The organism is Waltera acetigignens (assembly GCF_025567015.1).
In the GTDB taxonomy this organism is placed as follows: Bacteria; Bacillota; Clostridia; order Lachnospirales; family Lachnospiraceae; genus Acetatifactor; species Acetatifactor acetigignens.
Map to the genome: position 1 here is coordinate 165,740 of NZ_JAOQJO010000001.1, position 26,364 is coordinate 192,103.

Here is a 26,364-nt window from a genome sequence, read left to right on the forward strand (position 1 = left end):
TGTAGGGGGATAGAATGCGGAATAAGAAAAAGTTATGTGCCGGAATTCTGATGTTACTGCTTTTGACAGGATGCTCCTCACAGGAGGTTCTGCAGGAAGTACCCCAGACCATCGTGCTGCCCGAGTCACAGATAGATACTATGCCTGTGCAGGAGACGGCGGCTGCGGAAAATGACAATACAGAGAGCTTTTCCCTTTTAGAGGAGGGAGGCTCTCGTTTTGCATATGAGAGTCTGGATGCGCAGGAACAGATCTGGTATCAGGAGATCGAGCAGGCGATTGGGTCTATGGATGACACGATCAAACTGTCCACGGAACCGTTGGAACAGGGAATGGATGAACAGGACATTGACAAAGTATTTCAGTGCGTGCTGATAGATCATCCGGAGATTTTTTACACCACAGGATATACTTATACCAAATATTCCAGAGGGGAGAAAACCGTAGGAATCGACTTCGCAGGCACTTACGATCAGACGAAGGAAGAGGCCGTAGCGCGGGCGGAGGCCATTCGCAGTGTGACGGCGGAATGGCTGTCCGGTATGGAAGAGGCGGCTTCTGAGTACGATAAGGTAAAAGCGGTGTATGAGGCGGTCATCTTTTCAACAAATTATGATCTGAGTGCGGCGGATAATCAGAACATTGCCTCGGTATTCTTAGGAGGAGCTTCTGTCTGCCAGGGATATGCCAAAGCCACCCAGTATCTGTTGAATCATCTGGGGGTGATGTGCACCCTGGTGCAGGGAACGGTGGATACCGGAGAAGCTCATGCCTGGAATCTGGTACAGGTGGACGGGGACTATTATTATGTAGATACCACCTGGGGAGATGCCTCTTACCGCATGGAGAATGGCAGCGAGCAGAGGAGCCTGCCGGAGATCAATTATGATTATCTGTGCGTGACTACAGAGGATCTGCTACGGACGCATCGTATCGAAGCGATGATCCCTATGCCGGAATGTACGGCGACGGAAGCAAATTATTATGTGCGGGAAGGTTCCTACTTTACTTCCTATGACCATGAACAGATGCAGGCGGTCTTCGACAGAGCCATAGAGGGCGGCAGAACGGAAGTGACGATAAAATGTGCAGATGAACTCTGTTATCAGGAAATCTGTCATGCATTGATCGATGAGCAGGAGATTTTTTCATATATGCAGATACAGGGGAACAGCAATACCGTCACTTATGCCCAGAACGGGAAACAATTATCCTTGACTTTTTGGGTGACAAATGAATAAGGATTTGGTATACTGTAACTAATTAGTTATTATTAGGAGGATCAGCTATCATGGAAAAAGAAATAGATAAGAAGAACCTGGTATTAAGGGAAGACGAGAGCATCGGTACCGTACAGATCGCCGATGATGTAGTGGCTATGATCGCATCTTTAGCAGCTACCGAGGTAGACGGTGTCAGCGCCATGGCTGGTAATGTTACCAACGAACTCATGAGCAAGGTAGGCGTTAAGAGCCTGACCAAGGGTGTCAAAGTAGAGGTGCTGGACAAGAATGTGACCGTGGATCTGACTGTGACCATGGAGTACGGTTACAATATTCCCGCTACCTGTCAGGCAGTACAGCAGAAGGTGAAAAATGCCATTGAGAATATGACAGGACTGACCTGCTCTGATGTGAACATCCGTATTGCCGGTGTGAACATGAAGAAGGATAAATAAGAGGAATTACAGGAAGATATTATGGGAAGACACGAGCAGAGAGAACAGGTTTTCAAACTTTTATACCGCGTGGAGTTTCATGCACCGGAGGATATGCCGGAACAGATTGCATTGTTCCGCGAGAATAATGAGGAAGTTCCTTCCTGGCAGGATGCAGATGCCATTGCGGCCCGCTTTGAGAAGATCAGGGAGAAAATCCCCGAGCTTGACAGGCTGTTGAATGAGAATACCGAAGGCTGGGATACCACCCGTATGGGAAAGGTGGAGCTTGCAGTACTGCGTCTTGGTGCATATGAGCTGCGCTATGATGACGATATCCCGAATGGCGTTGCTATTAACGAGGCAATCGAGATTGCCAAAAAGTACGGACAGGAAAGCTCTGGCGGATTCGTCAATGCGATCCTTGCCAAGATCATGAAATCCGGTGAGTAGGATACAGAACGTAATCAGCGTACGACAACTGAATACTTATATCAAAAATATGTTCACGCAGGATTACTTTTTACAGATGGTATCTGTAAAGGGTGAGGTAAGCAACTGTAAATACCATCCCTCTGGACATATTTATTTTACGTTAAAGGATTCTGCCAGTGCCCTGAACTGCATTATGTTCGCCGGAGACCGGAGAGGTCTGGGATTCCGGCTGACGGAAGGGCAGCAGGTAATTGCGAAGGGCAGTGTGAGTGTATTTGAGCGTGACGGCAGATATCAGCTGTATGTGAAGGAAGTGACGCTGGACGGCGCCGGAGCCCTCTATGAAAAATACGAACAACTAAAACGGGAACTGGCGGAAGAGGGCATGTTTGCTCCGGAGTATAAGCAGCAGATTCCGAAGTATATCCATACTCTTGGGGTAGTCACGGCAGATACCGGCGCGGCAGTCCGGGATATCATACAGATCGCCTCCAGACGGAATCCCTTCGTGCAGATTATTTTGTATCCTGCGCTGGTACAGGGAGCTTCGGCGGCGCCTTCCATTGTGAACGGAATCCGTGCACTGGAGAGACAGGGCGTGGATGTCATGATCGTGGGACGTGGGGGCGGCTCCATCGAGGATCTGTGGGCATTCAACGAGAGAATGGTGGCACAGGCAGTATTCGACTGCTCTGTTCCCATTATTTCGGCGGTTGGACACGAGACGGATACCACGATCATTGATTATGTGGCGGATCTGCGGGCACCGACCCCGTCGGCAGCGGCAGAACTGGCAGTGACACAGGTCAGTGATATTGAGAATGAGATTTTGGACAGACAGGACAGGCTGTATCAGCGGATGGGACGAGTGCTTCAGCATAAGAGGCAGCAGGCGGATCAGATGGAAATGCGCCTGAAATATTTAAGCCCCGCCAGCCGGATACGGGAGAAGAGGACTTACAGCATACAGCTGGAAGACCGGCTGCAGAACCGGCTGCAGGCGATCCTGCGGGAACGCAGACATAACCTGGCATTGTATATTGAGAGAATGAAAGCGGTCTCTCCTTTGGAAAAGTTAAACAGTGGTTTTTCCTATGTGGAGGATACCGATGGGAAAAATATCCGTTCCGTGACCCAGGTAGAAGCAGGGGAGCGCCTGCGGATCCGGATGAGTGACGGCGTGATCGATACCCGGGTGGAACAGATACAGAAGGAAGAAAGACTTCCCGGATAGCATTTACCGGTATCCGGGGGATGCAGATAGATGCAGGCAGCAGACGGAGGTGCTATTTTGGCAGGAAAAAAGAAAACGGAAGCACAGGAACCACAGAGCCTGGAAGAGAATTTTTCCGCAGTGGAAGAACTGATCGGACAGCTGGAAGCAGAGGATATTTCTCTGGAGGAAGCTTTTACGGCGTACAGCAAGGGCATGAATCTGCTGAAACAGTGCAGCGAACAGATCGACCGGGTGGAAAAACAGGTCATGAAGCTGAACGAAGAGGGCGGACTGGAACCGCTGGATCCCCAGTAAGCATACAGCATACCGGCAGGTAGAGGAAGGTTGGCATTAGACATGGAAGAAACGTTATTCAGACAGGAATTGCAGAAGAGAACGGCAGCGATTGAAGAATTACTGAAGGAATATCTTCCGGCAGAGGAAGGATACCAGAAGACCGTTATTGAAGCCATGAACTATAGTCTTATGGCAGGCGGAAAGCGCCTGCGTCCCATGCTGATGCAGGAGACCTATAAAATGTTCGGTGGCAAAGATGATACGATAGAGCCTTTTATGGCGGCGATCGAGATGATCCATACATATTCTCTGGTACATGATGATCTGCCGGCCATGGACAATGACGAGTACCGCAGAGGCCGCAAGACCACCTGGTCTGTGTACGGTGACGGTATGGGAGTCCTGGCAGGAGACGGACTGCTCAATTATGCCTTTGAGACTGCATTTCGTGCTTTTCCGGCATGCACCTCGGGAGAACCGGTAGATCCGAATTACCCGAGAGTGGCGGCGGCACTGAATATTTTAGCCCGCAAGGCAGGAATCTATGGGATGATCGGCGGCCAGAACGCAGACATTGAAGCGGAGGAACAGGCAGAACCTCTGACCACAGAACAGATCCTGTTCATCCATGCCAACAAGACGGCAGCCCTGATCCAGTCGGCCATGACTATCGGAGCTACGCTGGCAGGGGCAACCGATGAAGAGATTGCGGCATTGGAACTGTGTGCCTACAATGTCGGCATTGCATTCCAGATCCAGGATGACATTCTGGATGTGATAGGGGACAGCAAGGAGCTGGGAAAAGCTACCGGAAGTGATGCACAGAATCATAAGCAGACCTATGTGACTTTACACGGACTGGAAGAATCCGGCAGAGAAGTGGAACGGCTGACCGGGGAAGCGGTAGCGATTCTGGACAGCTTTTCGGGAGAACATGAATTCCTGAAGGAACTGTTGCTGCACCTGGTTCATAGAACGAAATAGCAGAGGAAAAGCCAATGTTACTGGATAAGATCGAGAAAGCAAACGATATCAAAAAAATAGATAAATCAGACTATGGGGAACTGGCGGAGGAGATTCGGCAGTTCCTGATCGAAAAGATCAGTGTGACCGGGGGACATCTGGGTTCGAACCTGGGAGCGGTGGAACTGACCATGGCACTTCATCTTGCTCTGAATCTCCCGGAGGACAAGATCATCTGGGATGTAGGTCATCAGTCTTATACCCACAAAATATTAACGGGCCGCAAGGACGGTTTCGATGTCTTACGCCAGTTCCATGGCATGAGTGGGTTCCCCAAGAGAAAAGAAAGTGATTATGACGCATTTGATACCGGACACAGTTCTACCTCCATATCCGCAGGACTGGGACTGGTGAAGGCAAGAGATCTCAAAGGGGAGAAGACCACCATTGTATCCGTGATCGGAGACGGCTCTCTGACAGGAGGCATGGCTTACGAGGCCTTGAACAATGCAGCCAAACTGGAGACGAACTTTATTGTGGTATTAAACGACAACAATATGTCCATCTCCGAAAATGTGGGCGGTGTTTCCAAATATCTGAACAATATCCGTACGGCGACCGGCTATCTGGATCTGAAAGAGGGCATATACAACGCTCTCAAGAGAAAACCCGGTGGCAACGGTATTGTCAACAGTATCCGCCGGGCCAAGAGCAGCTTCAAACAGCTGGTGATCCCCGGGATGTTTTTTGAGGATATGGGAGTGACTTATTTAGGCCCGGTAGACGGACATGATATCGAAGGCCTGATCAAGGTCATTGAGGAAGCCAAGAGAGTCAAGGGAGCTGTGCTGGTGCATGTGATTACCCAGAAGGGCAAGGGCTATGGACCGGCGGAGAAACATCCCGCCAGATTCCACGGGGCAGAGCCTTTTGACATCGAGACGGGAATTCCTTCCCATCCCCGCACCGTGGCCAATTATACGGATGTGTTTTCCACTGTTATGTGCAAGCTGGGCCAGCGGGACGAACGGGTAGTGGCAATTACGGCAGCCATGCCGGACGGCACCGGCTTAAAGCGCTTCCGGAATATGTACCCGGACCGGTTCTTTGATGTGGGAATTGCGGAGGAACATGCGGTGACCTTCGCAGCAGGACTGGCAGCAGGAGGCATGAAGCCTATTGTTGCGGTGTATTCTTCATTTTTACAGAGAGCCTACGATCAGATCCTGCATGATGTGTGTATTCAGAATCTGCCGGTAGTGTTTGCTATAGATCGTGCAGGGCTGGTGGGGAGTGACGGTGAGACTCATCAGGGTATTTTTGATTATACCTATCTGTCGGGAATTCCCAATATGCATATCTGTGCGCCGAAGAACAAATGGGAATTATCGGATATGATGAAGTTTGCCGTGGCACTGGATGCGCCCATTGCGGTGCGATATCCCAGAGGAACGGCTTATGCCGGACTTGCCGAACACCGTGCCCCCATTGAACTGGGCAAGGCGGAGTGGATCGCAAGAGAGGGCGGTATCGCATTGTTTGCCGTAGGCAGTATGGTAAAGACAGCGGAGGGAGTCCAGAAGCTTCTGCATGAAAAGGGTTACAAGGCAAGTATCATCAATGCCAGATTTATCAAGCCCATTGACGAAGAGGCAGTACTTTCGGCCTGTGAAGATCATGAGATGATCGTGACCATGGAAGAAAATGTCCAAAGCGGAGGATTCGGAGAAAAGGTGTTGGATTGTCTGAATGACCACGAGAAACGGATCAAATGTGTCATGGCAGCTATTCCCGATGCTTATGTGGAACATGGAAATGTAGAGCTTTTGAAAAAGGAGATCGGATTGGATGCGGAAAGCATCACGGAGAAAATTCTGGAAAGATTATAAATAATTAGGAGACGAAGATGAAAGAACGACTGGATGTGATTCTGGTAGAGCAGGGGTATGCTCCTTCCAGAGAAAAGGCAAAAGCCATCATAATGTCCGGCAATGTCTATGTCAACGGACAGAAGGAAGACAAGGCCGGCACCGGATTTGATGTCAGCAAGATCAAGCTGGAAGTCAGAAATCATACCATGAAATATGTCAGCCGCGGAGGCCTGAAGCTGGAAAAGGCAATGGAACAGTGGGGATTTCTGCTGGACGGCATGATCTGCATGGATATCGGTGCATCTACCGGAGGCTTCACGGACTGCATGCTCCAGAACGGAGCCACGAAGGTGTATTCCGTGGACGTGGGACAGGGGCAGTTAGCCTGGAAACTGCGGAATGATGAGCGGGTGGTATGCATGGAACAGACCAATTTCCGTTATGTGACCCCGGAGGATATCCCGGATGCACTGGATTTCGCCAGCGTGGATGTGTCCTTTATTTCCCTGACCAAGATTTTGATCCCGGCGAGAAATCTGTTAAAGACCGGCGGACAGATGGTGTGTCTGATCAAGCCCCAGTTCGAGGCCGGCAGAGGCAAGGTGGGCAAGAACGGTGTGGTGAGAGAGCCTCAGATCCACGAGGAAGTGATCCGCAAGATCATCGACTATGCGGACAGCATTGGTTTCGAAGTACTGCATCTGGAATATTCCCCCATCAAGGGACCGGAGGGCAATATCGAATATCTGCTGCATATCCGTAAGCCGGAGGAGATCTCCGAAGAAAAGCTGGCGCTGACCGAGCATGAAGCGGAGAGCGCCTTACAGACTATTATAGAGGAAAAGACCGGACTGTCCTATACCCCTGAATGGGATGCCGTAATCAAAGGTATCGTAGACAACTCTCATACCCTGTAACAGACAAGGAGTGCGAAGCTATGAAGCATTTTCTGATATATACCAACAAGCATAAGGATCAGGAGCTTGCGACCACGAAACGGATCCAGAATTATCTGGAAACCAAAGGCTGTACGGTGAAATTAAAGGTCAAGGAATCCGACTGGAAGGAAGAAAAGGATTCCGTGGCGGAAGAGGAAGCAACGGACATTCCGTTAGATGTGGACTGCATGATCGTATTGGGCGGCGACGGCACGGTGCTGCAGGCAGCCAGAGAGACGAAGAAGATCCTTGTCCCCATCATCGGAGTGAATCTGGGAACCGTAGGTTATATGACGGAGATCGAACTGTCTGGATTAGAGGAATCACTGGACCGCCTGATCCGGGATGATTTTAAGAAAGAACGCAGAATGATGTTAAACGGTAAAGTCTGCTGTGCGGATGGAACTGTGTCGGAAGGCTGGGCTTTGAATGACATCGTCATTTCCCGAAGCGGATCCCTGCAGATCATAGAATTCAACATCTATGTCAACGGACAGCTTCTGAATCATTACAAGGCAGATGGAATGATCGTGACTACACCGACAGGATCCACGGGATATAATCTGTCGGCGGGCGGGCCGCTGGTGGAGCCCAAGGCGAAACTGATCACCCTGACACCGATCTGCCCCCACAGCCTGAACCAGAGAAGCATTATCCTGTCCCCGGAAGATGAGATCGTTATAGAGATTCCCGGTGGCAGAGAGGGCAAAAGCCAGACCGTGGAAGCCAATTATGACGGCAGCCACAAAGTGACCATGTGTACCGGAGACCGGATCCGTATTGTGCAGTCGGAGAAGATCACCGAGTTTATTCAGCTGAATCAGGTAAGCTTCCTGGATGTATTGCATCGGAAAATGAGAGATTCCTGACGAATTGTTGTGAGAAAGGCATGAGGTCAAGATGAAGAAAACAAGACATCGCAAGATCGTGGAGATTATAGAAAAAAGAGATGTGGAGACCCAGGAGGAACTGGCGGGCTATCTGAAGGAAGCCGGTTTTGCTGTGACACAGGCTACCGTATCCAGAGATATCAGAGAACTGAAGCTGTCCAAAGTACCCACCGGTGGCGGCAAACAGAAATACGTCATTTTAAAACAGGATGACAGTCATATGGGAGATAAATACATCCGCGTCCTCAGAGACGGTTTTATCTCCATGGACATGGCACAGAATATTCTGGTGATCAAGACCGTATCCGGCATGGCCATGGCAGTGGCGGCGGCACTGGATGCCCTGAAATTCTCCGAAGTGGTGGGATGTATCGCCGGAGATGATACGATCATGGTGGCAGTGCGGACCGTGGAAGATACCCAGATCCTTATGGACAAGATCCATCTGATGATAGAAAGGTAAGACAGGGGGAAATACATGCTTCGTAGTTTACGCGTGAAAAATCTGGCTCTTATCCGGGAGACAGAGGTAGAGTTCGGAGAAGGACTGAATATACTGACCGGTGAGACCGGTGCCGGTAAATCATTACTCATTGGATCAGTGAATCTGGCACTGGGAGGAAAGTTCGAGAAAGACATGCTCAGACGGGGAGAAGAGAACGGTCTGGTGGAACTGGTCTTCGACTGCGAGGAAGAAAGGCTGGCGGAAAAATTAAAGAGCATGGATCTGGAACCTTCGGAAGACGGAACCGTGATCCTGAGCCGAAAACTTTCCTCCGGGAAAAGCATCTGCCGCATCAATGGAGAGACCGTGACGGCAAAGCAGGTGAAGGAACTTTCGGAGCTGCTGATCGATATTCACGGACAACATGAGCACCAGTCTCTGCTAAACAAGAAAAAACATATGGAGATCCTGGATGCCTATGCGGGAGCGGAATTTGCAGAATGCGCAGGGCGGGTGGCTGCACTTTATCATGAGTGTACTGCCCTGGAGAAAAAGATCACAGAGGAAACTCTGGATGATACCTCCAGAAGCAGAGAACAGTCTCTGGCGGAATTTGAACAAAAGGAGATCGCGGATGCTTCCCTGCAGCCCGGAGAAGATGAGGAACTGGAACAGGCGTACCGCAAAATGTCCAACAGCCGAAAAATTGCGGAAAGCCTGGCGGAGAGCTATCAACTCAGTGGCAATGACGCGGAAGACGGTGCCGGGAATTCTTTGAGCAGGGCACTGCGGGCATTGCGTAGTGTGACCATGTATGATCCTGCACTGGAACAGATGGAGGAACAGTTGGCAGAGGTGGAAAGTCTTTTGTCAGATTACAATCATGATGTCTCCGAATATATGTCGGATCTGGAATTTGATGAAGAGGATTTTCGCAGTACAGAGGATCGTCTGAATACCATCAATCACCTCAAGGGAAAATACGGCAACACGATCGAAGAGATCCTGCGGTACAAAGAGGAAAAAGAAGCTTATCTGGAAAAACTGGCGGATTATGATGCCTATATGCAGAAATTGAACGCCGAGTGGGAGGAAAAGCAGGCGTTACTGAAGAAAGCCTGTGAAGAACTGTCTGAGATCCGTAGAAAAAACGCAGCGGTACTGACGCAGAAATTGAAAGATGCGCTGATAGGTCTCAATTTCCTGACGGTGGAATTTGACATCGCAGTCAGACCCGGTCAGGCCATTACAACAAAAGGCTATGATGATGTGGAATTCCTGATTTCCACCAATCCCGGAGAAAGTCTGAAACCTTTGAACCAGGTGGCCAGTGGCGGTGAACTGTCCCGGGTGATGCTGGCGATCAAAACGGTACTGGCAGGGAAAGATGCCATTGATACATTGATCTTTGATGAGATCGATACCGGTATCAGCGGCAGAACCGCATGGAAAGTAGCGGAGCAGCTGAGTATTCTGGCAGGAGCCCATCAGGTCATCTGTATCACTCATCTGCCTCAGATCGCAGCCATGGCGGATGTGCATTTCATTATTGAAAAGAGCAGTACCGATGATATGACCATTACGGACATTCACAAGGTGGCAGAAGAAGAAAGTCTGGCGGAGCTGGCAAGACTGTTAGGCAGTGATGCACTGACGGAAGCGGCGCTTTCCAATGCAAAGGAAATGAAAGAACAGGCAAACGGGTTTAAAGAAGCCAGATAAGGGAAATGCTATAGTGAAAGAAACATTGAAAAAGGATGAAGAAGTATTTCATCCTTTTATTTTGTGCAAATTCAACCAAAATAAAGCACCATATTTGTGAATTAAATTGATTGAATTTGACTGAATGTGAAGATATAATAACATCATAAGAACAAGAAAGATGACAGACAGGAGGGATAGAAATGATTTGTACCGTGACTTTCAATCCGTCACTGGATTACATCGTATCCGTGGATGACTTTCAGCTGGGAATGACGAACAGAACCTCATCAGAGCTGATTCTTCCGGGAGGAAAGGGAATCAATGTCTCTATCGTACTGAAGAATCTGGGACTGGATTCCACAGCCCTGGGATATGCGGCGGGATTCACTGGAGAGGAACTGATCCGGAGATTGAACGAGTTTGGCGTAAATGCTGATTTCATCAAAATCGATCACGGAATGACCAGAATCAATCTGAAGCTGAAAAGTATTGACGGAACAGAGATCAATGGCTGTGGCCCGGATATTGATGCAAAAGCTTTGGAACAGCTGATGGAAAAGATTGACAGACTGGGAGACGGAGATGTCCTGGTATTGGCAGGAAGTATTCCTTATACCATGCCGGATGACATTTATCAGAGAATTCTGGAGAGAATTCAGGGAAGAGGTGTTCTCACCGTAGTGGATGCCACCAGAGACCTGCTGGTAAAGGTATTGCCGTATCATCCTTTTCTGGTAAAACCCAACAACCATGAATTGGGGGATATCTTCGGTGTGAAGCTCTCCACAAGGGAAGAGGTGGTTCCATACGGCAGGAAACTGCAGGAGATGGGAGCACAGAATGTACTGATTTCCATGGCAGGCGAAGGAGCAGTATTGATCGCAGCGGACGGACAGAGCATGGGAGCTCCGGCACCGAAGGGAACACTGGTCAATGGTGTGGGTGCAGGCGATTCCATGGTGGCAGGTTTCCTGACAGGATGGATGGAAAAGAAAGATTATGTACATGCGTTCCATATGGGAATTGCTGCAGGAAGCGCCAGTGCATTTTCCGAGAATCTGGCCACCAGAGGAGAAGTCTTGCAGGTATTACAGCAGGTAGAACAATAACAATGATAAATATAAAAAGAGAGGATGGGTCACAACATGAGAATTACAGATCTTTTGGACAAAAATAGTATTTCCCTAAATGCGGCACCGGCTGACAAAAAGGAAACATTGGATCTGGCAGTGGAACTGATGGCAAAAAGCGGAAAGCTGTCTGATGTGGAGAAGTATCGTGAACAGGTCTATGCAAGAGAGGAAGAGAGTACCACGGGAATCGGAGAGGGAATTGCGATCCCTCACGGAAAATGTGATGCGGTAAAAACCCCCGGACTGGCAGCCATGGTGATCAAAAACGGTGTGGAGTATGAATCTCTGGACGGGGAACCGGTGACCTTACTGTTCCTGATTGCAGCACCGAATACAAAGGATAATGTACATCTGGATGTGCTGAGCAAACTGTCCGTGATGCTGATGGATGAAAATTTTACCACTTCCCTGAGAAACGCAAAAAGCGTAGATGAGTTTTTACAGATCATTGATGCAGCAGATGAAAGTGCCAAGAGCATTGATGACAGATTAAGTGATACCGGTATTACCACCGAGAAGAAGAAAGGCTTTAAGCTGTTGGCAGTGACCTCCTGTCCGACCGGAATCGCTCATACCTATATGGCAGCAGAAGCATTGGAAAAGGCGGCCAGAGCAGCAGACTGTCAGATTAAGATTGAGACCAGAGGCTCCGCAGGCGCAAAAAATGTACTGACTGCAGAAGAGATTGAAGCGGCGGACTGCATCATCGTGGCGGCTGATGCCAAAGTACCCATGGACCGCTTTAACGGCAAGAAAGTCATCAGCTGTCAGGTATCCGACGGTATTGGCAAGGCAGACCAGCTGGTAAAACAGGCAATGAGTGGAAACGTGGAAGTTTTCCACGGGGAAAGCAGTGAAACAACTACAGCCGTAACCGGTAAGGAAAGCGCAGCTCATAAGATCTATACCCAGCTGATGAACGGCGTATCCCATATGCTTCCTTTTGTAGTAGGCGGAGGTATCCTGATCGCAATTGCATTCCTGATCGACGGACTGAACGTTGATATCAATGCACTTCCCGCAGATCAGAGAAGTAACTTTGGTACGATTACTCCCATAGCCGCAATGTTCAAGAATATCGGCGGCGTGGCATTCGGTCTGATGCTTCCGGTACTGGCGGGCTTCATCGGTATGGCAATCGGCGACAGACCGGCGCTGGCGCTTGGCTTTGTAGGCGGTATGCTGGCAGCCAACGGAAAGTCCGGATTCCTGGGTGCACTGGTAGCAGGTTTCCTGGCAGGCTATCTGATCCTGGGACTTCGCAAGATCTGCGATAAGCTTCCCGATGCCATTGAAAAGCTGGCACCGGTACTGATCTACCCGGTAGTGGGTATCCTGATCATGGGACTGGCAATGAACTTCGTGGTAGAACCGATCATGGGCGGTATCAATACCGGATTGAACAATTTCTTAAGTGGAATGGGTGATTCCAGCCGAGTTGTACTGGGGTTGATCTTGGGCGGCATGATGGCGATTGACATGGGTGGTCCTTTCAACAAGGCAGCTTATGTATTCGGAACGGCAGCGATCGCTGCAGGCAATTATGACATCATGGCAGCTGTTATGATCGGAGGTATGACTCCTCCCTGTGCCATTGCACTGGCAACCCTGTTATTCAAGAATAAATTCACCAAGGAAGAGAGAGACGCAGGTCCCACCAACTTCATCATGGGCCTGGCGTTCATCACCGAAGGTGCGATTCCTTTTGCAGCATCCGATCCTCTGCATGTGCTTCCTTCCTGCATCATCGGTTCGGCACTGGCAGGCGCCCTGTCCATGGCATTCCACTGCACACTGATGGCACCTCACGGTGGAATTTTCGTATTCCCTGTAGTAGGTAACGCAGTGATGTATCTGGTGGCACTGGTGGCAGGTACGGTAGTGTCCGCACTGCTGTTGGGTGTATTGAAGAAAAAAGTAACCACATGAGCAAAAGGGAAGCTCTGAAAGAGCGGTTTTGCGAATGTGGGTGCTGAATAGTTACCGTAATATAAAAAATCAGAAAAGGAGATAAGAAAATGAAAGAATTTAAATATGTTATCACAGATCCCGAAGGTATCCATGCTCGCCCAGCAGGAGAACTGGTAAAGGCAACAAAGGAATTCCAGAGTGCCATCACTCTGACCAAGGACGGCAAGACCGGAGACTGCAAGAGAATCTTCGGCATCATGGGTCTGGCTGTTAAGGCCGGCAACGAGATCACCCTGACCTTCGACGGTGAGGATGAGGAAGCAGCTTATGCAGCTGTTACGGAATTTGTGAAAGCAAACCTCTAAGTAATCATAATATTATCGTCAGGAGAGGAGAAAAGTCATGGAAGTCTACCAGGGAAAAAGTGTATTCGGCGGAATTGCCATTGGCAGGATCAGTGTTCATAAGAAGGATGAGCAGCAGGTAAAGCGTGTGAAGATCGAGAATCCCGACCTGGAGATCGCTCGTTACAGACAGGCCAGACAAACCGCCATGGAGCAGCTGCAGAATCTGTACCAGAAAGCCTTGAAAGAAGTGGGAGAAGCCAATGCAGCTATTTTCGAGATTCATCAGATGATGCTGGAGGATGATGATTACAATGAATCCATTGAGAACATCATTCATATGCAGCAGGTGAATGCAGAGTATGCGGTGGCTTCCACCGGAGACAATTTTGCACAGATGTTTGCCTCCATGGAGGATGACTACATGAGAGCCAGATCTGCGGATGTCAAAGACATTTCCGAGCGCGTATTAAGCGTGCTGGGTGGCAGAACGGCAGGCATGGCGGCATCGGAAGAACCCGTGATCATTGTGGCAGACGACCTGGCACCCTCCGAGACGGTACAGTTGAACAAGGATCTGGTATTATCCTTTGTAACGGTACATGGATCCGTGAATTCCCATACGGCGATCCTGGCCCGCACCATGAGCATTCCGGCACTGATCGGCACCGATATCCCTCTGACCGATGCCATAGACGGAAAACTTGGTATCGTGGACGGACGAAACGGCTGCATCTATGTGGATCCCGATGAAGATACTCTGTCGAAAATGCAGCAGCTAAAGCAGGAGGAGCAGGAGAAGAAAGAACTGCTCCAGACCTTAAAGGGACGTGAAAATATCACTATTGACGGTAAGAAGATCATGCTCTATGCTAATATAGGTAACAGCAAAGATCTGGCGGCCGTATTGCAGAACGATGCCGGCGGCATCGGCCTGTTCCGCAGTGAGTTTTTATATCTGGAGAGAGAAACCTTCCCTACCGAGGAAGAACAGTTTCAGATCTACCGCACTGTGGCGGAGACCATGGCGGGAAAGCCTGTGATCATCCGTACACTGGACATCGGTGCAGACAAGAAGTGCGATTACTTCGAAATGGAGCCGGAGGAAAATCCGGCCATGGGATGCCGTGCCATCCGTATCTGTCTGACCAGACCGGAGATCTTCAAGACACAGCTCCGTGCACTGTTCCGCGCCAGCGCATTTGGTAATAGCTCCATTATGTATCCCATGATCATCAGCGTGGAAGAAGTCCACCGGATCAAAGAAATTGTGGCGGAGGTAAAACAGGAACTGACAGAACAGGGTGTGGCTTTCGGAGAACCGAAGCAGGGTATTATGATCGAGACACCGGCTGCTGTCATGATGAGTGCAGAGCTGGCGAAGGAAGTGGATTTCTTCAGTATCGGTACTAACGATCTGACCCAGTACACACTGGCCATCGACAGGCAGAATCCGAAGCTGGATGCATTTTATGATCCGCATCATCCCGCAGTGCTGCGTATGATACAGATGGTCGTGGAAAATGCGCATAAGGCCGGAATCTGGGCTGGCATCTGCGGAGAACTGGGTGCAGATACATCGTTGACCAGACGTTTCCTTGCAATGGGTGTGGATGAATTATCCATGTCTCCCGGAAGTATTCTTCCCGTGCGTAAGATCATACTGGAGACAGATGTGACAAAGGAAAGAGAAAATAACAATTTATGCTGACAGAACAACGTTATGAGATCATTCTGAAATTATTGGAAGAAAAAAACAGCATTACGGTGGCCGAGGTAAAAGATCTGTTAAATACGTCGGAATCCACGGTACGCCGGGACATCACAGCATTGCATAATGCCGGGAAGCTGGTAAAGGTCTTTGGAGGTGCTGTGGCATGTGACCGGACGGTGATAACACATGAACCCACGGTGGAACAGAAGGCAGAAGTCAATGTGGAAGCCAAACAGCTGGTGGCTGCCAAAGCGGCAGCACTGATCCAGCCGGAGGATTTTATCTATCTGGATGCAGGTACGACCACAGCAAGTATGCTTTCTTATCTGACAGAGAAAAGTGCCACCTTTGTGACCAATGCGGTAGCGCATGCCAAGACACTGGCAGCGGCAGGATTCCGCGTGTATCTGGTCGGCGGTGAATTAAAAGGCTCCACGGAGGCTGTGGTAGGCAATCAGGCACTGATGAATTTACAGAGCTATCATTTTACCAAAGGCTTTTTTGGAACCAACGGGATCAGCAGGCAGAGTGGCCTGACCACACCGGATATGAATGAGGCCATGGTGAAAAAGACTGCCATGGGACAATGCAGAGAATGTTTTATTCTGGCAGATCATTCTAAGTTCGGAAATGTCAGCTCTGTGACCTTCGGGGCGTTTCAGAGCGGAACGATTCTGACGGACGACTGCCCAGAGGAATATAAAAGCAGTGGGAATGTGGTCATTTGTGGTTAAACTGGAGAAAACTGTAAACCGCAAATCCCGGTGATCACAGATTAAAAATAGGAATGTGACGTACACTATACCCTATACAGCAATGACAGAAGTTCAGTGGGGGAATGTGTATGAAGCTATGGATTACGGAAACGGAAAAAGTAAAAAGGCAGGCAGGAGAAGATGCAGTCATCATTTTGCAGCTCTGGAAACAGAAGGTGCGCAGACTGCGGATTTACCGGGCCTGCCTTTGTGCTGCCCTTATCCTGGCCGGTATGGGACTCTTTGGCTACAGCTATTATCTGGTGGACAGCAGTATTCCTTCTGTTATTTATATGCGGGCGGAATCGGAGGAATCACTGGCACTGGATATTCCCGCAAAAGGTGAGATTTTAAGTGTCAGTGAACAGGGAACCAGTAATATTCCCCAAGGTGCCGTGACACTGGATCTGAGTCAGCCGGTGACTATGAAGACCGGAATGACGGACAGCCTTGAGATGCAGGTGAAGCTGTTCGGGATCCTGCCTTTTAAGCAGGTGGGGATCCGGGTGATCGAGGATCAGCAGCTGATCCCGGTAGGTGTTCCCATCGGAATCTATGTCAAGACCGAAGGGGTAATGGTCATAGGTACCGGAGAGTTCCGTTCTGTCAACGGGGAGAAGGTGGCTCCGGCGGAACATATTTTGAAAAGCGGCGATTATGTGGTGAAACTGAACGGCACGGAAGTGGCGGACAAGGATGATCTGATCACCCGGATCGAAAACGGTAATGGAGAAGCAGCGATTTTGACGATCCGGCGGGGCGAAGAATATTTTGATGTTAAAATCGATCCGGTACAGGATCAGACGAAGAAATATAAGATTGGTGTCTGGGTCAGGGACAATGCCCAGGGTGTGGGAACCATGACCTACATTGACAGTCAGGGAAATTTCGGAGCACTGGGGCATGGAATCAATGATGTGGACACCAGCAACCTGATGGAAATGAATGACGGAACCCTGTACCAGACGGAGATCATCTCCATTCAGAAGGGAACGGCCGGGCATCCGGGGGAAATGACGGGAATGATCGTCTATTCTGATGACAGGATTCTGGGGGATATTACCGGCAACAGTGTCCGGGGAATCTTCGGCAAGTGCAATGACAAAGCACTGGCAATGGGAACGGAAGAGGCGATGCCCATTGGATTAAAACAGGAGATCCGAAAGGGACCGGCGCAGATTTTGTGTACCGTAGATGGCACCACCAGATACTATGATATCGAGATCACCGACATTCATCTTGATCATGACAACGTGAACCGGGGAATCGAACTGAAAGTCACAGATTCTGACCTGATCGCCCTGACCGGAGGAATCGTCCAGGGAATGAGCGGTGCACCTATCATCCAGAACGGTAAATTCGTAGGGGCCGTCACCCATGTTCTCGTGCAGGACAGTACCAGAGGATATGGGATTTTTATTGAGAATATGCTGGAGCAATAAGGTTGCCGTCCGGCAGTTAACATGGTAAAATAAATTAAATATACATTCAAATGCAAAAATGGATTTGTAATGTGAGGAATAGGGAAAATGCGCTGACGTATGAAGAAGATGCGAAGAAATGTCTGACCGCCGGAAGGAATGCACATCTGGCGGAACCGTTCCAGATGGAGAAAGCGATCGCAGCCATTGCGGAACATTGTAAGAAATAATAATTTTGGACAGATTTTTCAGAGGATAGGGATATAGAGGAGAAAGAAAATGAGTATACAGCAGCTCAGAAATCTGACCACGCTCTGCTATATCGAGCAGGACGGAAAATATCTGATGCTTCACCGGGTGAAGAAGGAAAATGACATTAACAAAGACAAATGGATCGGCGTGGGTGGTCATTTCGAGGCGGACGAAAGCCCGGAGGACTGTGTGCTCCGGGAAGTAAAGGAAGAGACAGGATATACTCTGACGGCCTACCGGTTCCGGGGAATCATCACCTTTTTATACCGGGACGTCTGTGAGTATATGTGCCTGTATACGGCGGATGGATTTACGGGGGAACCGAGGGAGTGTGACGAAGGAGCACTGGAATGGGTGGAGATCAATAAGGTGGAGGAACTGGATCTCTGGGAAGGGGACAAGATCTTTTTCCGGCTGCTTCGTGAGAACCGCCCCTTTTTCTCCTTAAAACTGTCTTACGATGAGAATGGTATCCTTCTGGATGCAGTACTGGACGGTGAGCCGATAGCAACAAAGGAAGGCAGAAAAATGCCGGAGGCGGAAAGTGGGACAATGAATTGAATTTTACGGAATTTGTACGGAACTATCACATACAGTTAAACGAACAGCAGATGCAGGCGGTACAGGCTACGGAAGGTCCGGTACTGCTTCTTGCGGTTCCAGGAAGCGGTAAGACCACCGTACTGGTCAGCAGACTGGGCTATATGATCTATTGCCTGGGAATAACACCGGAGTCGATCCTGACAGTGACCTATACGGTGGCGGCAACGAATGATATGCGCAGGCGGTTTGCGGGGATGTTCGGAGAAGCGGATGCAGAGCGGCTGGAGTTTCGCACCATCAACGGCATCTCCCAGAAGGTACTGCAATATTTTGCCTACCGTACCGGGAAAACGCCTTTTCAGGTGGCAGATAAGGAAGCCTCGGCGGCCGTCAAACAGTCTTTTCTGGAAGTAACGGGGAAATACGCCACGGAAAATGATATCAAAGAGACCCAGCTGGATATCACCTATGCGAAAAATATGCGTCTGACACCGGAGAAAATCCGGGATATGGACACGGATGTGGAGAAATTCCCGGAGATATTCCGTACTTATAATGCGAAACTCAGGCAGATGCAGATGATCGATTACGATGATCAGATGATCTACGCCCTCAGAATTCTGGAACAGTATCCTGAGGTACTTGCACATTTCAGGGAGCAGTATCGGTATTTCTGTGTGGATGAAGCGCAGGATACTTCGAAAATACAGCATGATATGATCGACCTGCTGGCGGCGCAGAGCCGGAATCTGTTTATGGTGGGAGATGAAGACCAGAGTATCTACGGCTTCCGGGCAGCTTACCCGCAGGCACTTGTCTCCTTTGAGGACAGACACCCGGGAGCAGGGATCCTTCTCATGGAGACCAATTACCGCAGCAGGCAGGAGATCGTCCGGGCGGCGGATACTCTGATCCAGAAGAATAAAAACAGACATCCGAAGAAGATGACCGCGGCCAGAGAAGGTGGTGGCTGCGTTACAGAGATCAAGGCAGTATCCAGACAGGGACAGTACAATTATCTGCTGAAAGTAGCCCAGGACTGTGAACAGGAGACGGCAGTATTATACCGGAATAACGAAAGTGCACTTCCCATCATTGATCTGTTGGAACGTAAAGGATTGTCCTGCCGGGTGAAAAATTCGGATATGACCTTCTTTTCCCATCCGGTGGTCAACGATATCTGTGATTTTATTCAGTTGTCTCTGGATCCATGGGATGGGGAGGCATTTCTTCGGATCTATTACAAAATGGGAGCCGGTATCAGCAAAAAGGCGGCCATGGAGGCGGTGGATGCCAATACCAGACGACTGACACTGTTGGATACGGTGGCGGAAATGGATGAGGTATCCGTTTACACCAGAAAACAGTGCAAGGCACTGGCTACCCATCTGGACAATATGCGGTATGAGTCAGCAGGAAAAGCTATCTACCGGATCCTGAATTATATGGGATATCAGGAATTCATGGATACCCACGGGTTGGACAGTGGCAAGGCGGATATATTAAAGGCCCTGGGAGATCAGGAGAACAGCCTGTTTGATTTCCCTGCAAGATTACAGAAGCTGCAGGAGATGATGCGAGAGGGCTACGGGGATCCGAAGAGTAATTTTATCCTGTCCACGATCCATTCCAGCAAGGGACTGGAATACACAAGAGTGTATCTGGCGGATATGCTGGCGGGAGTGATCCCTTCCCAGATTCCGGGGAGGGGCTGTGTACCGGATTCCCCGGAGGCCAATGCCTATGAGGAAGAGAGAAGGCTTTATTATGTGGGAATGACGAGAGCGAAGGAACAGCTGTATGTATTTACCTTTGGACCGAATCTGACCTCTGCTTTTTCAGGAGAAGTGTTTGAGAAAACGAAGCCGTTAAACGCTGTAAGAAAGACCGGTACGGCTGTCGGGATCAGAGGCTCGCTGCTAAAGACACCGGACAAAAAGGTGCAGAAGCTGCCGCCACGGGAAGTGGAGGCCTGCATCGCAGCCTGTGAGTCCGGACGGGAAGTACAGCATCAGAAATACGGAACCGGCAGGATTGCGTCCGTATCGGCTGACGGCATTGCCCAGATTCTGTTTGCAGGCGAAAACAGTACCAGAAAAATATCCCTTCCCATTGCGTTTTCCGGGAAGATACTTACCTTAAAATAATACATACCAGAGAGGGACAGCAATGTATACAATCGTAGTGGCAGATGACGAAGAGGAATTACGCAGAGCAATCATAAGGAAGATCGACTGGGAGAGCATCGGATTTCAAGTCGTGGGGGAAGCGGAGAACGGCATCGAAGCTTTGGAACTGGTGGAGAGGATGGAACCGGATCTGCTGCTTACGGATATCCGGATGCCTTTTGTCTCCGGAATCGAGCTGGCAAGACAGGTCAGAGAGGTACGTCCTACCACACAGATCGCCTTCTTAAGCGGCTTCGATGAATTTTCTTATGCCCAGCAGGCCATCCAGTACAATATCATCAGTTATATGTTGAAACCTATCACTATGGTGGATCTGACGGAAGAACTGAAGAAGATCAAGCTTAAGATCGACGGAATCTTTGCGGAATTTGATGCCAGAAAACATGATAATCCGGATCTGCAACAGTTTTTTCTGCCCCTTTTGCTAGATGATTATGCCAGCTTTGAGGGGCAGGACCGGGAGGAACTTTTACAGGAACAGGCGGTTGGCAACGGCTTTTTGAAGGATCGTAATAATGCCTTTCAGTATGCGGTGCTGGCCATCACGGTGGAGGATACCAACGGGAAGAACCGTACGAGACCGGAACTGGTACATTCCGTGGATATGATACTGCAAAAATATATGAAGCATTATTCTTTTGCCATGGACGGCAGGATCATTGCAGTGCTGGCGGCCACCACGTCGACCTTCGACCGGTATCTGCATATTGCCGTGGGAGAGATGGTACAGAGTACGGAACGCATTCTGAAAATGCATTGTCATATCGGTGTCAGCCGTATCAGAGAACATCTGGGAGAATGCCACGAGGCCTACAGAGGAGCTATGAGTGCATTGGGATATTGCACTCCGGGAGAGAGCGGCATCCATTATATTGCCGATGAAGAGCGGGATAACACCATGGACATGGAGCTGGCGGCGGAATGTGTTACTCAGATGGAGAATCTGATCCGTGGTGGTTCCCGAGAGGAACTGGAAAACTATCTGAAGGATGTATTCGGCAAACTGGAGGTGCAGCAGGATGCTGCCCTGAAATGCAAATTCCTGATCTTCCGGATGTCCTCGGCGCTGATCCGCATTGCCTATACGGTGACAGAAGATTCCGCCCTGCTCCAGCGTTTTGCCATGCTGGAAGGTCCGATACGGGAATCCAGGGATCGTTTCACGGCACTTTGCCTGGAAGTATGGGAACTGGTCAATGCGGGCAAGAAAAAGAGCAGCCAGATCCTGTGTGAAAAGGCCATGCAGATCATCGACAAGGAGTATGGGGATCCGTCCCTGTCTCTGGTGGGCGTCAGCAACAGCATTCATGTGAGCCCCAATTACCTGAGTGCCCTGATCAAAAAAGAGACCGGGTCAAGCTTCGTGGATCTGTTGACGAAAAAGAGGATCGAAACGGCAAGGGAACTGGTACTGGGCAGTTCCATGAAGATGCGGGAGATTGCGGAGCGCTGCGGTTACAGCGATCAGCATTATTTCAGCTACTGCTTTAAAAAGTATTGCGGGGTATCTCCCAATGCCATGCGACAGGAGAAAGAATAAGATATGAAGAAGCAAAAAACGTCCCTTTCTTTTATCATTACGACATTAGTGGTGGGACTGGTTACCCTGTTTTTGTTGTGGTCCACTTTTTACTTTTTTTCTCTTTATGTCGGAAGTATGAAACAGGCGGCACATACCAGCAGTGAACAGGCGGTGACTCAGGCTTCCAATACCATTTCTAACTACATCGGAGATATGCAGGAGATCATGAGTCTGATCGAGAAGGATCTGACAAAGAGCGGCGGAAGTACCGGGCAGACACTGGAGACTCTTTGCAGTGTCCGGTCGGATCTGGTGGCGGTCTATATCTATGATGAGCAGGGGAAGCTGGTGGATTCCCATACGGGAACTCATACTCTGAAGGAACATTATCTGAAGGATCTGTCTTATATCGAACTGGATTCCTACAGCCCCGGGGTACTCTATCTGTCGGAACCCCATGTGGAATCTCTGTTGCAGGACTATTATCCCTGGGTGGTATCGGTCTTACAGGAGATTCCCGGAGCAGACGGACAGAAGCTGCGGGTAGTCATTGATATCCGTTTCTCCAAAATATCGGATTATGTGGACGATGTGGGAATCGGACAGCATGGCTACTGCTTTATCACAGACAGTAACGGAGAGATCATCTATCATCCCCAACAGCAGCTGCTGTATTCGGGTCTTAAGACGGAAGCCACGGAGGGACTGGATCTGAGCCACAACGGTTCCTTTGAGACCGAAGAACTGATCTGTAGTGTCCTGGCGCTGGATAACTGTAACTGGAAGGTGGTGGGTGTCAGCTATATCAGTGAACTGGTGACGGCCAAAGAGATGGAACTGGTGGGAAACATCTGCTTCATGCTGACAATCATTCTGCTGACGACCATGGTGGTCAGTGTTCTGGTATCCAGACTGGTGACCAATCCGGTGCAGCGCCTGATCCGGGCTATGGAAGAGTTCGAAAAGGATGCTGCGGGATATGTTTATCAGCCTGTGGAAGGCACCACGGAGATCGAGGCACTGTCACAGTCCTACGAGCACATGGTAAGAAAGATCCAGAAACTGATGAAGCAGGTACGTCAGGAAGAGATTTCCCTGCGCAAAACGGAGTTAAAGGCTCTGCAGGCCCAGATCAATCCCCACTTCTTATATAATACGTTGGATGCCATCGGGTGGCTCTGCGAGGAAGAAAGGTGTCAGGATGCCGTGGAGATGGTCAATGCTCTGGCGAAACTGTTTCGTATCAGTATCAGCAAGGGGCACGAATTGATCCCCATTGAAAAAGAAGTAGAGCATGCCAGAAGCTATTTAAAGATCCAGAATTTCCGCTATAAGAATCAGTTTTCCTATGAGTTTCAGGTGGAAGAGGACTGTCTGCAATATTACTGTAACAAGATCACCCTGCAGCCCATTATCGAAAATGCCATCTATCACGGACTGGACCGCATGGTGGATGAAGGACGGATTCTGATCCGCATCTACAGCGAAGGGGAAGATGTGGTCTTCCGGGTGGAGGATAACGGTGTCGGTATGTCAGAGGAACAGTGTCGGTCGATCCTTCATAAGGAGCCGGGAGATAATTCTGGCATCGGCATCAAGAACGTCAACGACAGGATTAAGATTTATTTCGGAAAAGAGTACGGTCTTTCCATAGAAAGCGAACTGGATGAAGGCACTACTGTGATCATACGGATGCCGAAGGTGGAAGAAAATGCAGCGGCAGGATGGGAGAAAGTATGAGAAAACAGAAAATGAAAAAAATACTGTCCCTGCTGGCTGCGGGTGTCCTGCTTCTTATGAGCATGAGTGGCTGCGGAAAAGAAGCTGAGACAGGGAAAACCCAGGTGGCTATGATCGTGAAGTCCACGGAGAGCGCCTTTTTTAAAAGTGTCTTTGCGGGTGCCCGGGCGGCGGCTACGGAATACAATCTGAATGTTACGTTTAACGGCCCGGAATCGGAAGAAGATTATGTGACCCAGAATGAGATGGTGCGGCAGGCCATGGAGGACGGAGTGGATGTGATCGTTTTCTCTGCGGTGGATTACAATGCCAATGCGGAGATCATCGGTCAGGCAGCCCAGAGAGGAATTAAGATCGTTGTCATTGACAGTGATGTCAACAGCAGTATGGTAAGCTGCCGCATTGGGACCAATAACCTGCAGGCCGGTGTGAAGGCGGCGGAAGCAGCTCTGGCGGTGGGAGAAGACGAACTGTATATCGGTATCGTGAATTATGATGTGAATTCCGCCAACGGGCAGCAACGGGAACTGGGATTCCGGCAGACGGTGGAGCAGGACCCGAGAGTAAAGGATATTACCACCATCAATGTCCTTTCCACCACGGAGGATGCCAGAGCGGGAGCAAAAGAGATGCTTTTGTCGGATTCCAGGATCAATGTGGTGGTGACCTTTAACGAATGGACCAGCCTCGGTGTGGGCTGGGCCATCCGGGATCTGGACCGGGGAGACAGGACGCAGGTGGTGGCGTTTGACTCCAATGTGGTCTCTGTGGGAATGTTGGAGACCGGGGAGGTGGATGCCCTGATCGTGCAGAACCCCTATGCCATGGGGTATCTGGGAGTGGAGACGGCAGCGAACCTGATCAACGGACAGACCGGCGGCCCCAGCGTGATAGACACAGCCACCACTATTGTGACCAGAGAGAACATGTACGAGCGGGAGAGCCAGAAGATATTGTTCTCTTTTGAAGAGAGAAAGTAACTATTCAGAACCCCACTCGCAAAACCGCTCTTTCAGAGCTATTCTTTTGCTCATGTGGTTACTTCGCCGAATAAGCATTACATAATTCTTACGAATGCAAGCGTTCGACGAAATTATGTAATGCTTTTCGGCTCTGAATAGTTACAAATTATGTACAGAACATGAACAAAATGTGTACAGAATAGTATATTTTTTAACCCCATGCGTAAGATTTTGTATATCTTTTATGTACAAGATGCCATATAATTACCTCATCAAGAGATGAAACACATACATTTTCATCAAAACAAGGAGGTATTTTATATGAAAAAGTTCATGTCACTACTGTTGGTCGGCATTATGATGCTCAGCCTCGTAGCGTGCGGAAAGAGCGGCGGAGGAAAGGGAGAGTTGAATGTAGGAGTATTCTATTACACCTACAGTGATACATACATCTCCAGCGTGCGTACTGCACTGGATAATGCGCTTACCGAAGCAGGCATCAAGTTCCAGAATTATGACGGCAACAGTAACCAGACCACCCAGAACGAGCAGATCGATACCGCTATCGCACAGGGTACCAACCTTCTGATCGTCAACATCGTAACATCCGGTTCCGTAGACGCTTCCCAGGCCATCGTTGACAAGGCAAGCGCAGCAGGAATCCCTGTAATCTTCTTCAACCGTGCGGTAGAATCCGATGAGGATGAAGGTAAGGTATTAGGCAGCTATGACAAGTGTGCATTCGTTGGAACCGATGCTCCCGAAGCAGGTCATATGCAGGGTAAGATGGTTGGTCAGTATGTAGTAGACAACTTCGATGCTATTGATCTGAATGGCGATGGCAAGATCAGCTACGCAATGTTCATGGGTCAGTTAGGTAACGTAGAAGCAATCTATCGTACCCAGTACGGCGTAGAAGATGCAGATGCAGTGATCACCGCAGCAGGCAAGCCCGCTCTGGAGTACTTCGATGCATCCAATACCGATAAGTATCAGGTTGACCAGGACGGTAACTGGTCCGCAACCGCAGCTAACAACTACATGACCACCAACCTGTCTCAGTACAATGAGTCCGCTGGTAACATGATCGAGCTGGTTATCTGCAACAACGACGGTATGGCTGAAGGCGTTATCTCCGCTCTGAATGACAAGGGCTACAACTTAGGCGATGGCAACTGCACCACCATTCCTGTATTCGGTGTTGATGCAACTGATGCAGCCAAGCAGCTGATCGCAGACGGCAAGATGACCGGTACCATCAAGCAGGATGCAGAAGGTATGGCAAACGGTATTGCTTACCTGGCTAAGAACATCCAGGCTGGCAAGGATCTGATGGCAGATACCGACAGCTTCAACATCTCTGAGAAGGTTAGCAACAAGATCTACATCCCTTACGCTACTTACACCGGAGAATGATCTGAATAACAAGTAAATAAAAGAAGCGGCTGCTGCATCTGGCAGC

The 26,364-nt window shown here is 49.5% G+C and carries 24 protein-coding genes; all 24 read left to right on the forward strand.

Annotated elements, in window-relative coordinates; translation table 11 throughout:
• The first annotated feature begins 14 nt into the window (after nucleotides 1-14).
• Complete coding sequence (locus tag OCV96_RS00795; protein WP_262593251.1) at nucleotides 15-1,241, forward strand: transglutaminase domain-containing protein; 1,227 nt, start codon at nucleotides 15-17, stop codon at nucleotides 1,239-1,241.
• A gap of 50 nt (nucleotides 1,242-1,291) precedes the next feature.
• Nucleotides 1,292-1,678, forward strand: coding sequence for an Asp23/Gls24 family envelope stress response protein (locus OCV96_RS00800; RefSeq protein WP_022313651.1), 387 nt, complete (start codon nucleotides 1,292-1,294; stop codon nucleotides 1,676-1,678).
• 21 nt (nucleotides 1,679-1,699) lie between these two features.
• Nucleotides 1,700-2,110 carry a transcription antitermination factor NusB gene (gene nusB, locus OCV96_RS00805; RefSeq protein ID WP_022313652.1) on the forward strand — a complete coding sequence of 137 codons (411 nt, stop codon included), beginning with the start codon at nucleotides 1,700-1,702 and terminating at the stop codon, nucleotides 2,108-2,110.
• A 1-nt stretch (nucleotide 2,111) separates the two neighbouring features.
• Entirely contained in the window at nucleotides 2,112-3,326 is a 1,215-nt protein-coding gene (xseA, locus tag OCV96_RS00810; protein WP_227732952.1) for an exodeoxyribonuclease VII large subunit, read from the forward strand.
• Between the two features lie 57 nt (nucleotides 3,327-3,383).
• Complete coding sequence (gene xseB, locus OCV96_RS00815; protein ID WP_262593252.1) at nucleotides 3,384-3,623, forward strand: exodeoxyribonuclease VII small subunit; 240 nt, start codon at nucleotides 3,384-3,386, stop codon at nucleotides 3,621-3,623.
• Nucleotides 3,624-3,665: 42 nt separating this feature from the next.
• Nucleotides 3,666-4,589, forward strand: a complete 924-nt coding sequence (locus tag OCV96_RS00820) for a polyprenyl synthetase family protein (protein ID WP_022313655.1) — start codon at nucleotides 3,666-3,668, stop codon at nucleotides 4,587-4,589.
• A 14-nt stretch (nucleotides 4,590-4,603) separates the two neighbouring features.
• The gene (gene dxs / locus OCV96_RS00825; protein WP_262593253.1) at nucleotides 4,604-6,457 is read left to right on the forward strand and encodes a 1-deoxy-D-xylulose-5-phosphate synthase; all 1,854 of its coding nucleotides are present in this window, start codon (nucleotides 4,604-4,606) and stop codon (nucleotides 6,455-6,457) included.
• A 17-nt stretch (nucleotides 6,458-6,474) separates the two neighbouring features.
• Nucleotides 6,475-7,356, forward strand: coding sequence for a TlyA family RNA methyltransferase (locus OCV96_RS00830; RefSeq protein ID WP_117464857.1), 882 nt, complete (start codon nucleotides 6,475-6,477; stop codon nucleotides 7,354-7,356).
• 20 nt (nucleotides 7,357-7,376) lie between these two features.
• Entirely contained in the window at nucleotides 7,377-8,246 is an 870-nt protein-coding gene (locus tag OCV96_RS00835) for an NAD(+)/NADH kinase (protein ID WP_227732903.1), read from the forward strand.
• Between the two features lie 31 nt (nucleotides 8,247-8,277).
• A complete protein-coding gene (gene argR / locus OCV96_RS00840) occupies nucleotides 8,278-8,730 on the forward strand; it encodes an arginine repressor (protein WP_022313659.1) in 453 nt (150 codons plus the stop codon).
• Between the two features lie 15 nt (nucleotides 8,731-8,745).
• Nucleotides 8,746-10,434 (forward strand): DNA repair protein RecN, encoded by a 1,689-nt coding sequence (gene recN, locus OCV96_RS00845; RefSeq protein WP_118668284.1) that lies wholly within the window; start codon nucleotides 8,746-8,748, stop codon nucleotides 10,432-10,434.
• Nucleotides 10,435-10,616: 182 nt separating this feature from the next.
• Nucleotides 10,617-11,525: a 1-phosphofructokinase gene (pfkB, locus tag OCV96_RS00850; protein ID WP_227061526.1), complete on the forward strand. Its 909-nt coding sequence runs from the start codon at nucleotides 10,617-10,619 to the stop codon at nucleotides 11,523-11,525.
• Nucleotides 11,526-11,561: 36 nt separating this feature from the next.
• Nucleotides 11,562-13,478 carry a PTS fructose transporter subunit IIABC gene (locus tag OCV96_RS00855; protein ID WP_262593254.1) on the forward strand — a complete coding sequence of 639 codons (1,917 nt, stop codon included), beginning with the start codon at nucleotides 11,562-11,564 and terminating at the stop codon, nucleotides 13,476-13,478.
• Nucleotides 13,479-13,567: 89 nt separating this feature from the next.
• Nucleotides 13,568-13,825 (forward strand): HPr family phosphocarrier protein, encoded by a 258-nt coding sequence (locus OCV96_RS00860; protein ID WP_022313664.1) that lies wholly within the window; start codon nucleotides 13,568-13,570, stop codon nucleotides 13,823-13,825.
• 37 nt (nucleotides 13,826-13,862) lie between these two features.
• Entirely contained in the window at nucleotides 13,863-15,515 is a 1,653-nt protein-coding gene (gene ptsP, locus OCV96_RS00865; RefSeq protein WP_262593255.1) for a phosphoenolpyruvate--protein phosphotransferase, read from the forward strand.
• Nucleotides 15,509-16,252, forward strand: coding sequence for a DeoR/GlpR family DNA-binding transcription regulator (locus OCV96_RS00870; protein WP_022313666.1), 744 nt, complete (start codon nucleotides 15,509-15,511; stop codon nucleotides 16,250-16,252). Before ptsP ends, OCV96_RS00870 begins: the two co-directional genes overlap by 7 nt.
• Before the next feature lie 110 nt (nucleotides 16,253-16,362).
• On the forward strand, nucleotides 16,363-17,715 hold the full coding sequence (spoIVB, locus tag OCV96_RS00875; RefSeq protein ID WP_262593256.1) for a SpoIVB peptidase: 1,353 nt from the start codon (nucleotides 16,363-16,365) through the stop codon (nucleotides 17,713-17,715).
• Nucleotides 17,716-17,786: 71 nt separating this feature from the next.
• Nucleotides 17,787-17,924 carry a hypothetical protein gene (locus tag OCV96_RS00880; protein WP_172594758.1) on the forward strand — a complete coding sequence of 46 codons (138 nt, stop codon included), beginning with the start codon at nucleotides 17,787-17,789 and terminating at the stop codon, nucleotides 17,922-17,924.
• Between the two features lie 49 nt (nucleotides 17,925-17,973).
• Complete coding sequence (locus OCV96_RS00885) at nucleotides 17,974-18,507, forward strand: NUDIX hydrolase (RefSeq protein WP_118668288.1); 534 nt, start codon at nucleotides 17,974-17,976, stop codon at nucleotides 18,505-18,507.
• Nucleotides 18,504-20,636, forward strand: coding sequence for an ATP-dependent helicase (locus OCV96_RS00890; RefSeq protein ID WP_227732917.1), 2,133 nt, complete (start codon nucleotides 18,504-18,506; stop codon nucleotides 20,634-20,636). Before OCV96_RS00885 ends, OCV96_RS00890 begins: the two co-directional genes overlap by 4 nt.
• 22 nt (nucleotides 20,637-20,658) lie before the next feature.
• Nucleotides 20,659-22,218 (forward strand): response regulator, encoded by a 1,560-nt coding sequence (locus tag OCV96_RS00895; RefSeq protein WP_022313670.1) that lies wholly within the window; start codon nucleotides 20,659-20,661, stop codon nucleotides 22,216-22,218.
• Between the two features lie 3 nt (nucleotides 22,219-22,221).
• The gene (locus OCV96_RS00900) at nucleotides 22,222-23,940 is read left to right on the forward strand and encodes a cache domain-containing sensor histidine kinase (RefSeq protein ID WP_262593257.1); all 1,719 of its coding nucleotides are present in this window, start codon (nucleotides 22,222-22,224) and stop codon (nucleotides 23,938-23,940) included.
• Complete coding sequence (locus OCV96_RS00905) at nucleotides 23,937-24,920, forward strand: substrate-binding domain-containing protein (RefSeq protein WP_022313672.1); 984 nt, start codon at nucleotides 23,937-23,939, stop codon at nucleotides 24,918-24,920. Before OCV96_RS00900 ends, OCV96_RS00905 begins: the two co-directional genes overlap by 4 nt.
• A 303-nt stretch (nucleotides 24,921-25,223) precedes the next feature.
• Nucleotides 25,224-26,318, forward strand: coding sequence for a galactose ABC transporter substrate-binding protein (locus OCV96_RS00910; protein ID WP_117464866.1), 1,095 nt, complete (start codon nucleotides 25,224-25,226; stop codon nucleotides 26,316-26,318).
• Nucleotides 26,319-26,364 lie beyond the last annotated feature (46 nt).

Bases quoted from the DNA above. Each gene is read 5' to 3' on its own strand.
- OCV96_RS00910 (WP_117464866.1), top strand. From the start codon at position 25,224: ATGAAAAAGTTCATGTCACTACTGTTGGTCGGCATTATGATGCTCAGC.
- OCV96_RS00855 (WP_262593254.1), top strand. From the start codon at position 11,562: ATGAGAATTACAGATCTTTTGGACAAAAATAGTATTTCCCTAAATGCG.
- nusB (WP_022313652.1), top strand. From the start codon at position 1,700: ATGGGAAGACACGAGCAGAGAGAACAGGTTTTCAAACTTTTATACCGC.
- argR (WP_022313659.1), top strand. From the start codon at position 8,278: ATGAAGAAAACAAGACATCGCAAGATCGTGGAGATTATAGAAAAAAGA.
- OCV96_RS00900 (WP_262593257.1), top strand. From the start codon at position 22,222: ATGAAGAAGCAAAAAACGTCCCTTTCTTTTATCATTACGACATTAGTG.
- OCV96_RS00895 (WP_022313670.1), top strand. From the start codon at position 20,659: ATGTATACAATCGTAGTGGCAGATGACGAAGAGGAATTACGCAGAGCA.
- OCV96_RS00800 (WP_022313651.1), top strand. From the start codon at position 1,292: ATGGAAAAAGAAATAGATAAGAAGAACCTGGTATTAAGGGAAGACGAG.
- recN (WP_118668284.1), top strand. From the start codon at position 8,746: ATGCTTCGTAGTTTACGCGTGAAAAATCTGGCTCTTATCCGGGAGACA.
- OCV96_RS00885 (WP_118668288.1), top strand. From the start codon at position 17,974: ATGAGTATACAGCAGCTCAGAAATCTGACCACGCTCTGCTATATCGAG.
- spoIVB (WP_262593256.1), top strand. From the start codon at position 16,363: ATGAAGCTATGGATTACGGAAACGGAAAAAGTAAAAAGGCAGGCAGGA.
- OCV96_RS00860 (WP_022313664.1), top strand. From the start codon at position 13,568: ATGAAAGAATTTAAATATGTTATCACAGATCCCGAAGGTATCCATGCT.
- pfkB (WP_227061526.1), top strand. From the start codon at position 10,617: ATGATTTGTACCGTGACTTTCAATCCGTCACTGGATTACATCGTATCC.
- OCV96_RS00795 (WP_262593251.1), top strand. From the start codon at position 15: ATGCGGAATAAGAAAAAGTTATGTGCCGGAATTCTGATGTTACTGCTT.
- OCV96_RS00870 (WP_022313666.1), top strand. From the start codon at position 15,509: ATGCTGACAGAACAACGTTATGAGATCATTCTGAAATTATTGGAAGAA.
- OCV96_RS00820 (WP_022313655.1), top strand. From the start codon at position 3,666: ATGGAAGAAACGTTATTCAGACAGGAATTGCAGAAGAGAACGGCAGCG.
- OCV96_RS00905 (WP_022313672.1), top strand. From the start codon at position 23,937: ATGAGAAAACAGAAAATGAAAAAAATACTGTCCCTGCTGGCTGCGGGT.
- ptsP (WP_262593255.1), top strand. From the start codon at position 13,863: ATGGAAGTCTACCAGGGAAAAAGTGTATTCGGCGGAATTGCCATTGGC.
- OCV96_RS00835 (WP_227732903.1), top strand. From the start codon at position 7,377: ATGAAGCATTTTCTGATATATACCAACAAGCATAAGGATCAGGAGCTT.
- OCV96_RS00830 (WP_117464857.1), top strand. From the start codon at position 6,475: ATGAAAGAACGACTGGATGTGATTCTGGTAGAGCAGGGGTATGCTCCT.
- dxs (WP_262593253.1), top strand. From the start codon at position 4,604: ATGTTACTGGATAAGATCGAGAAAGCAAACGATATCAAAAAAATAGAT.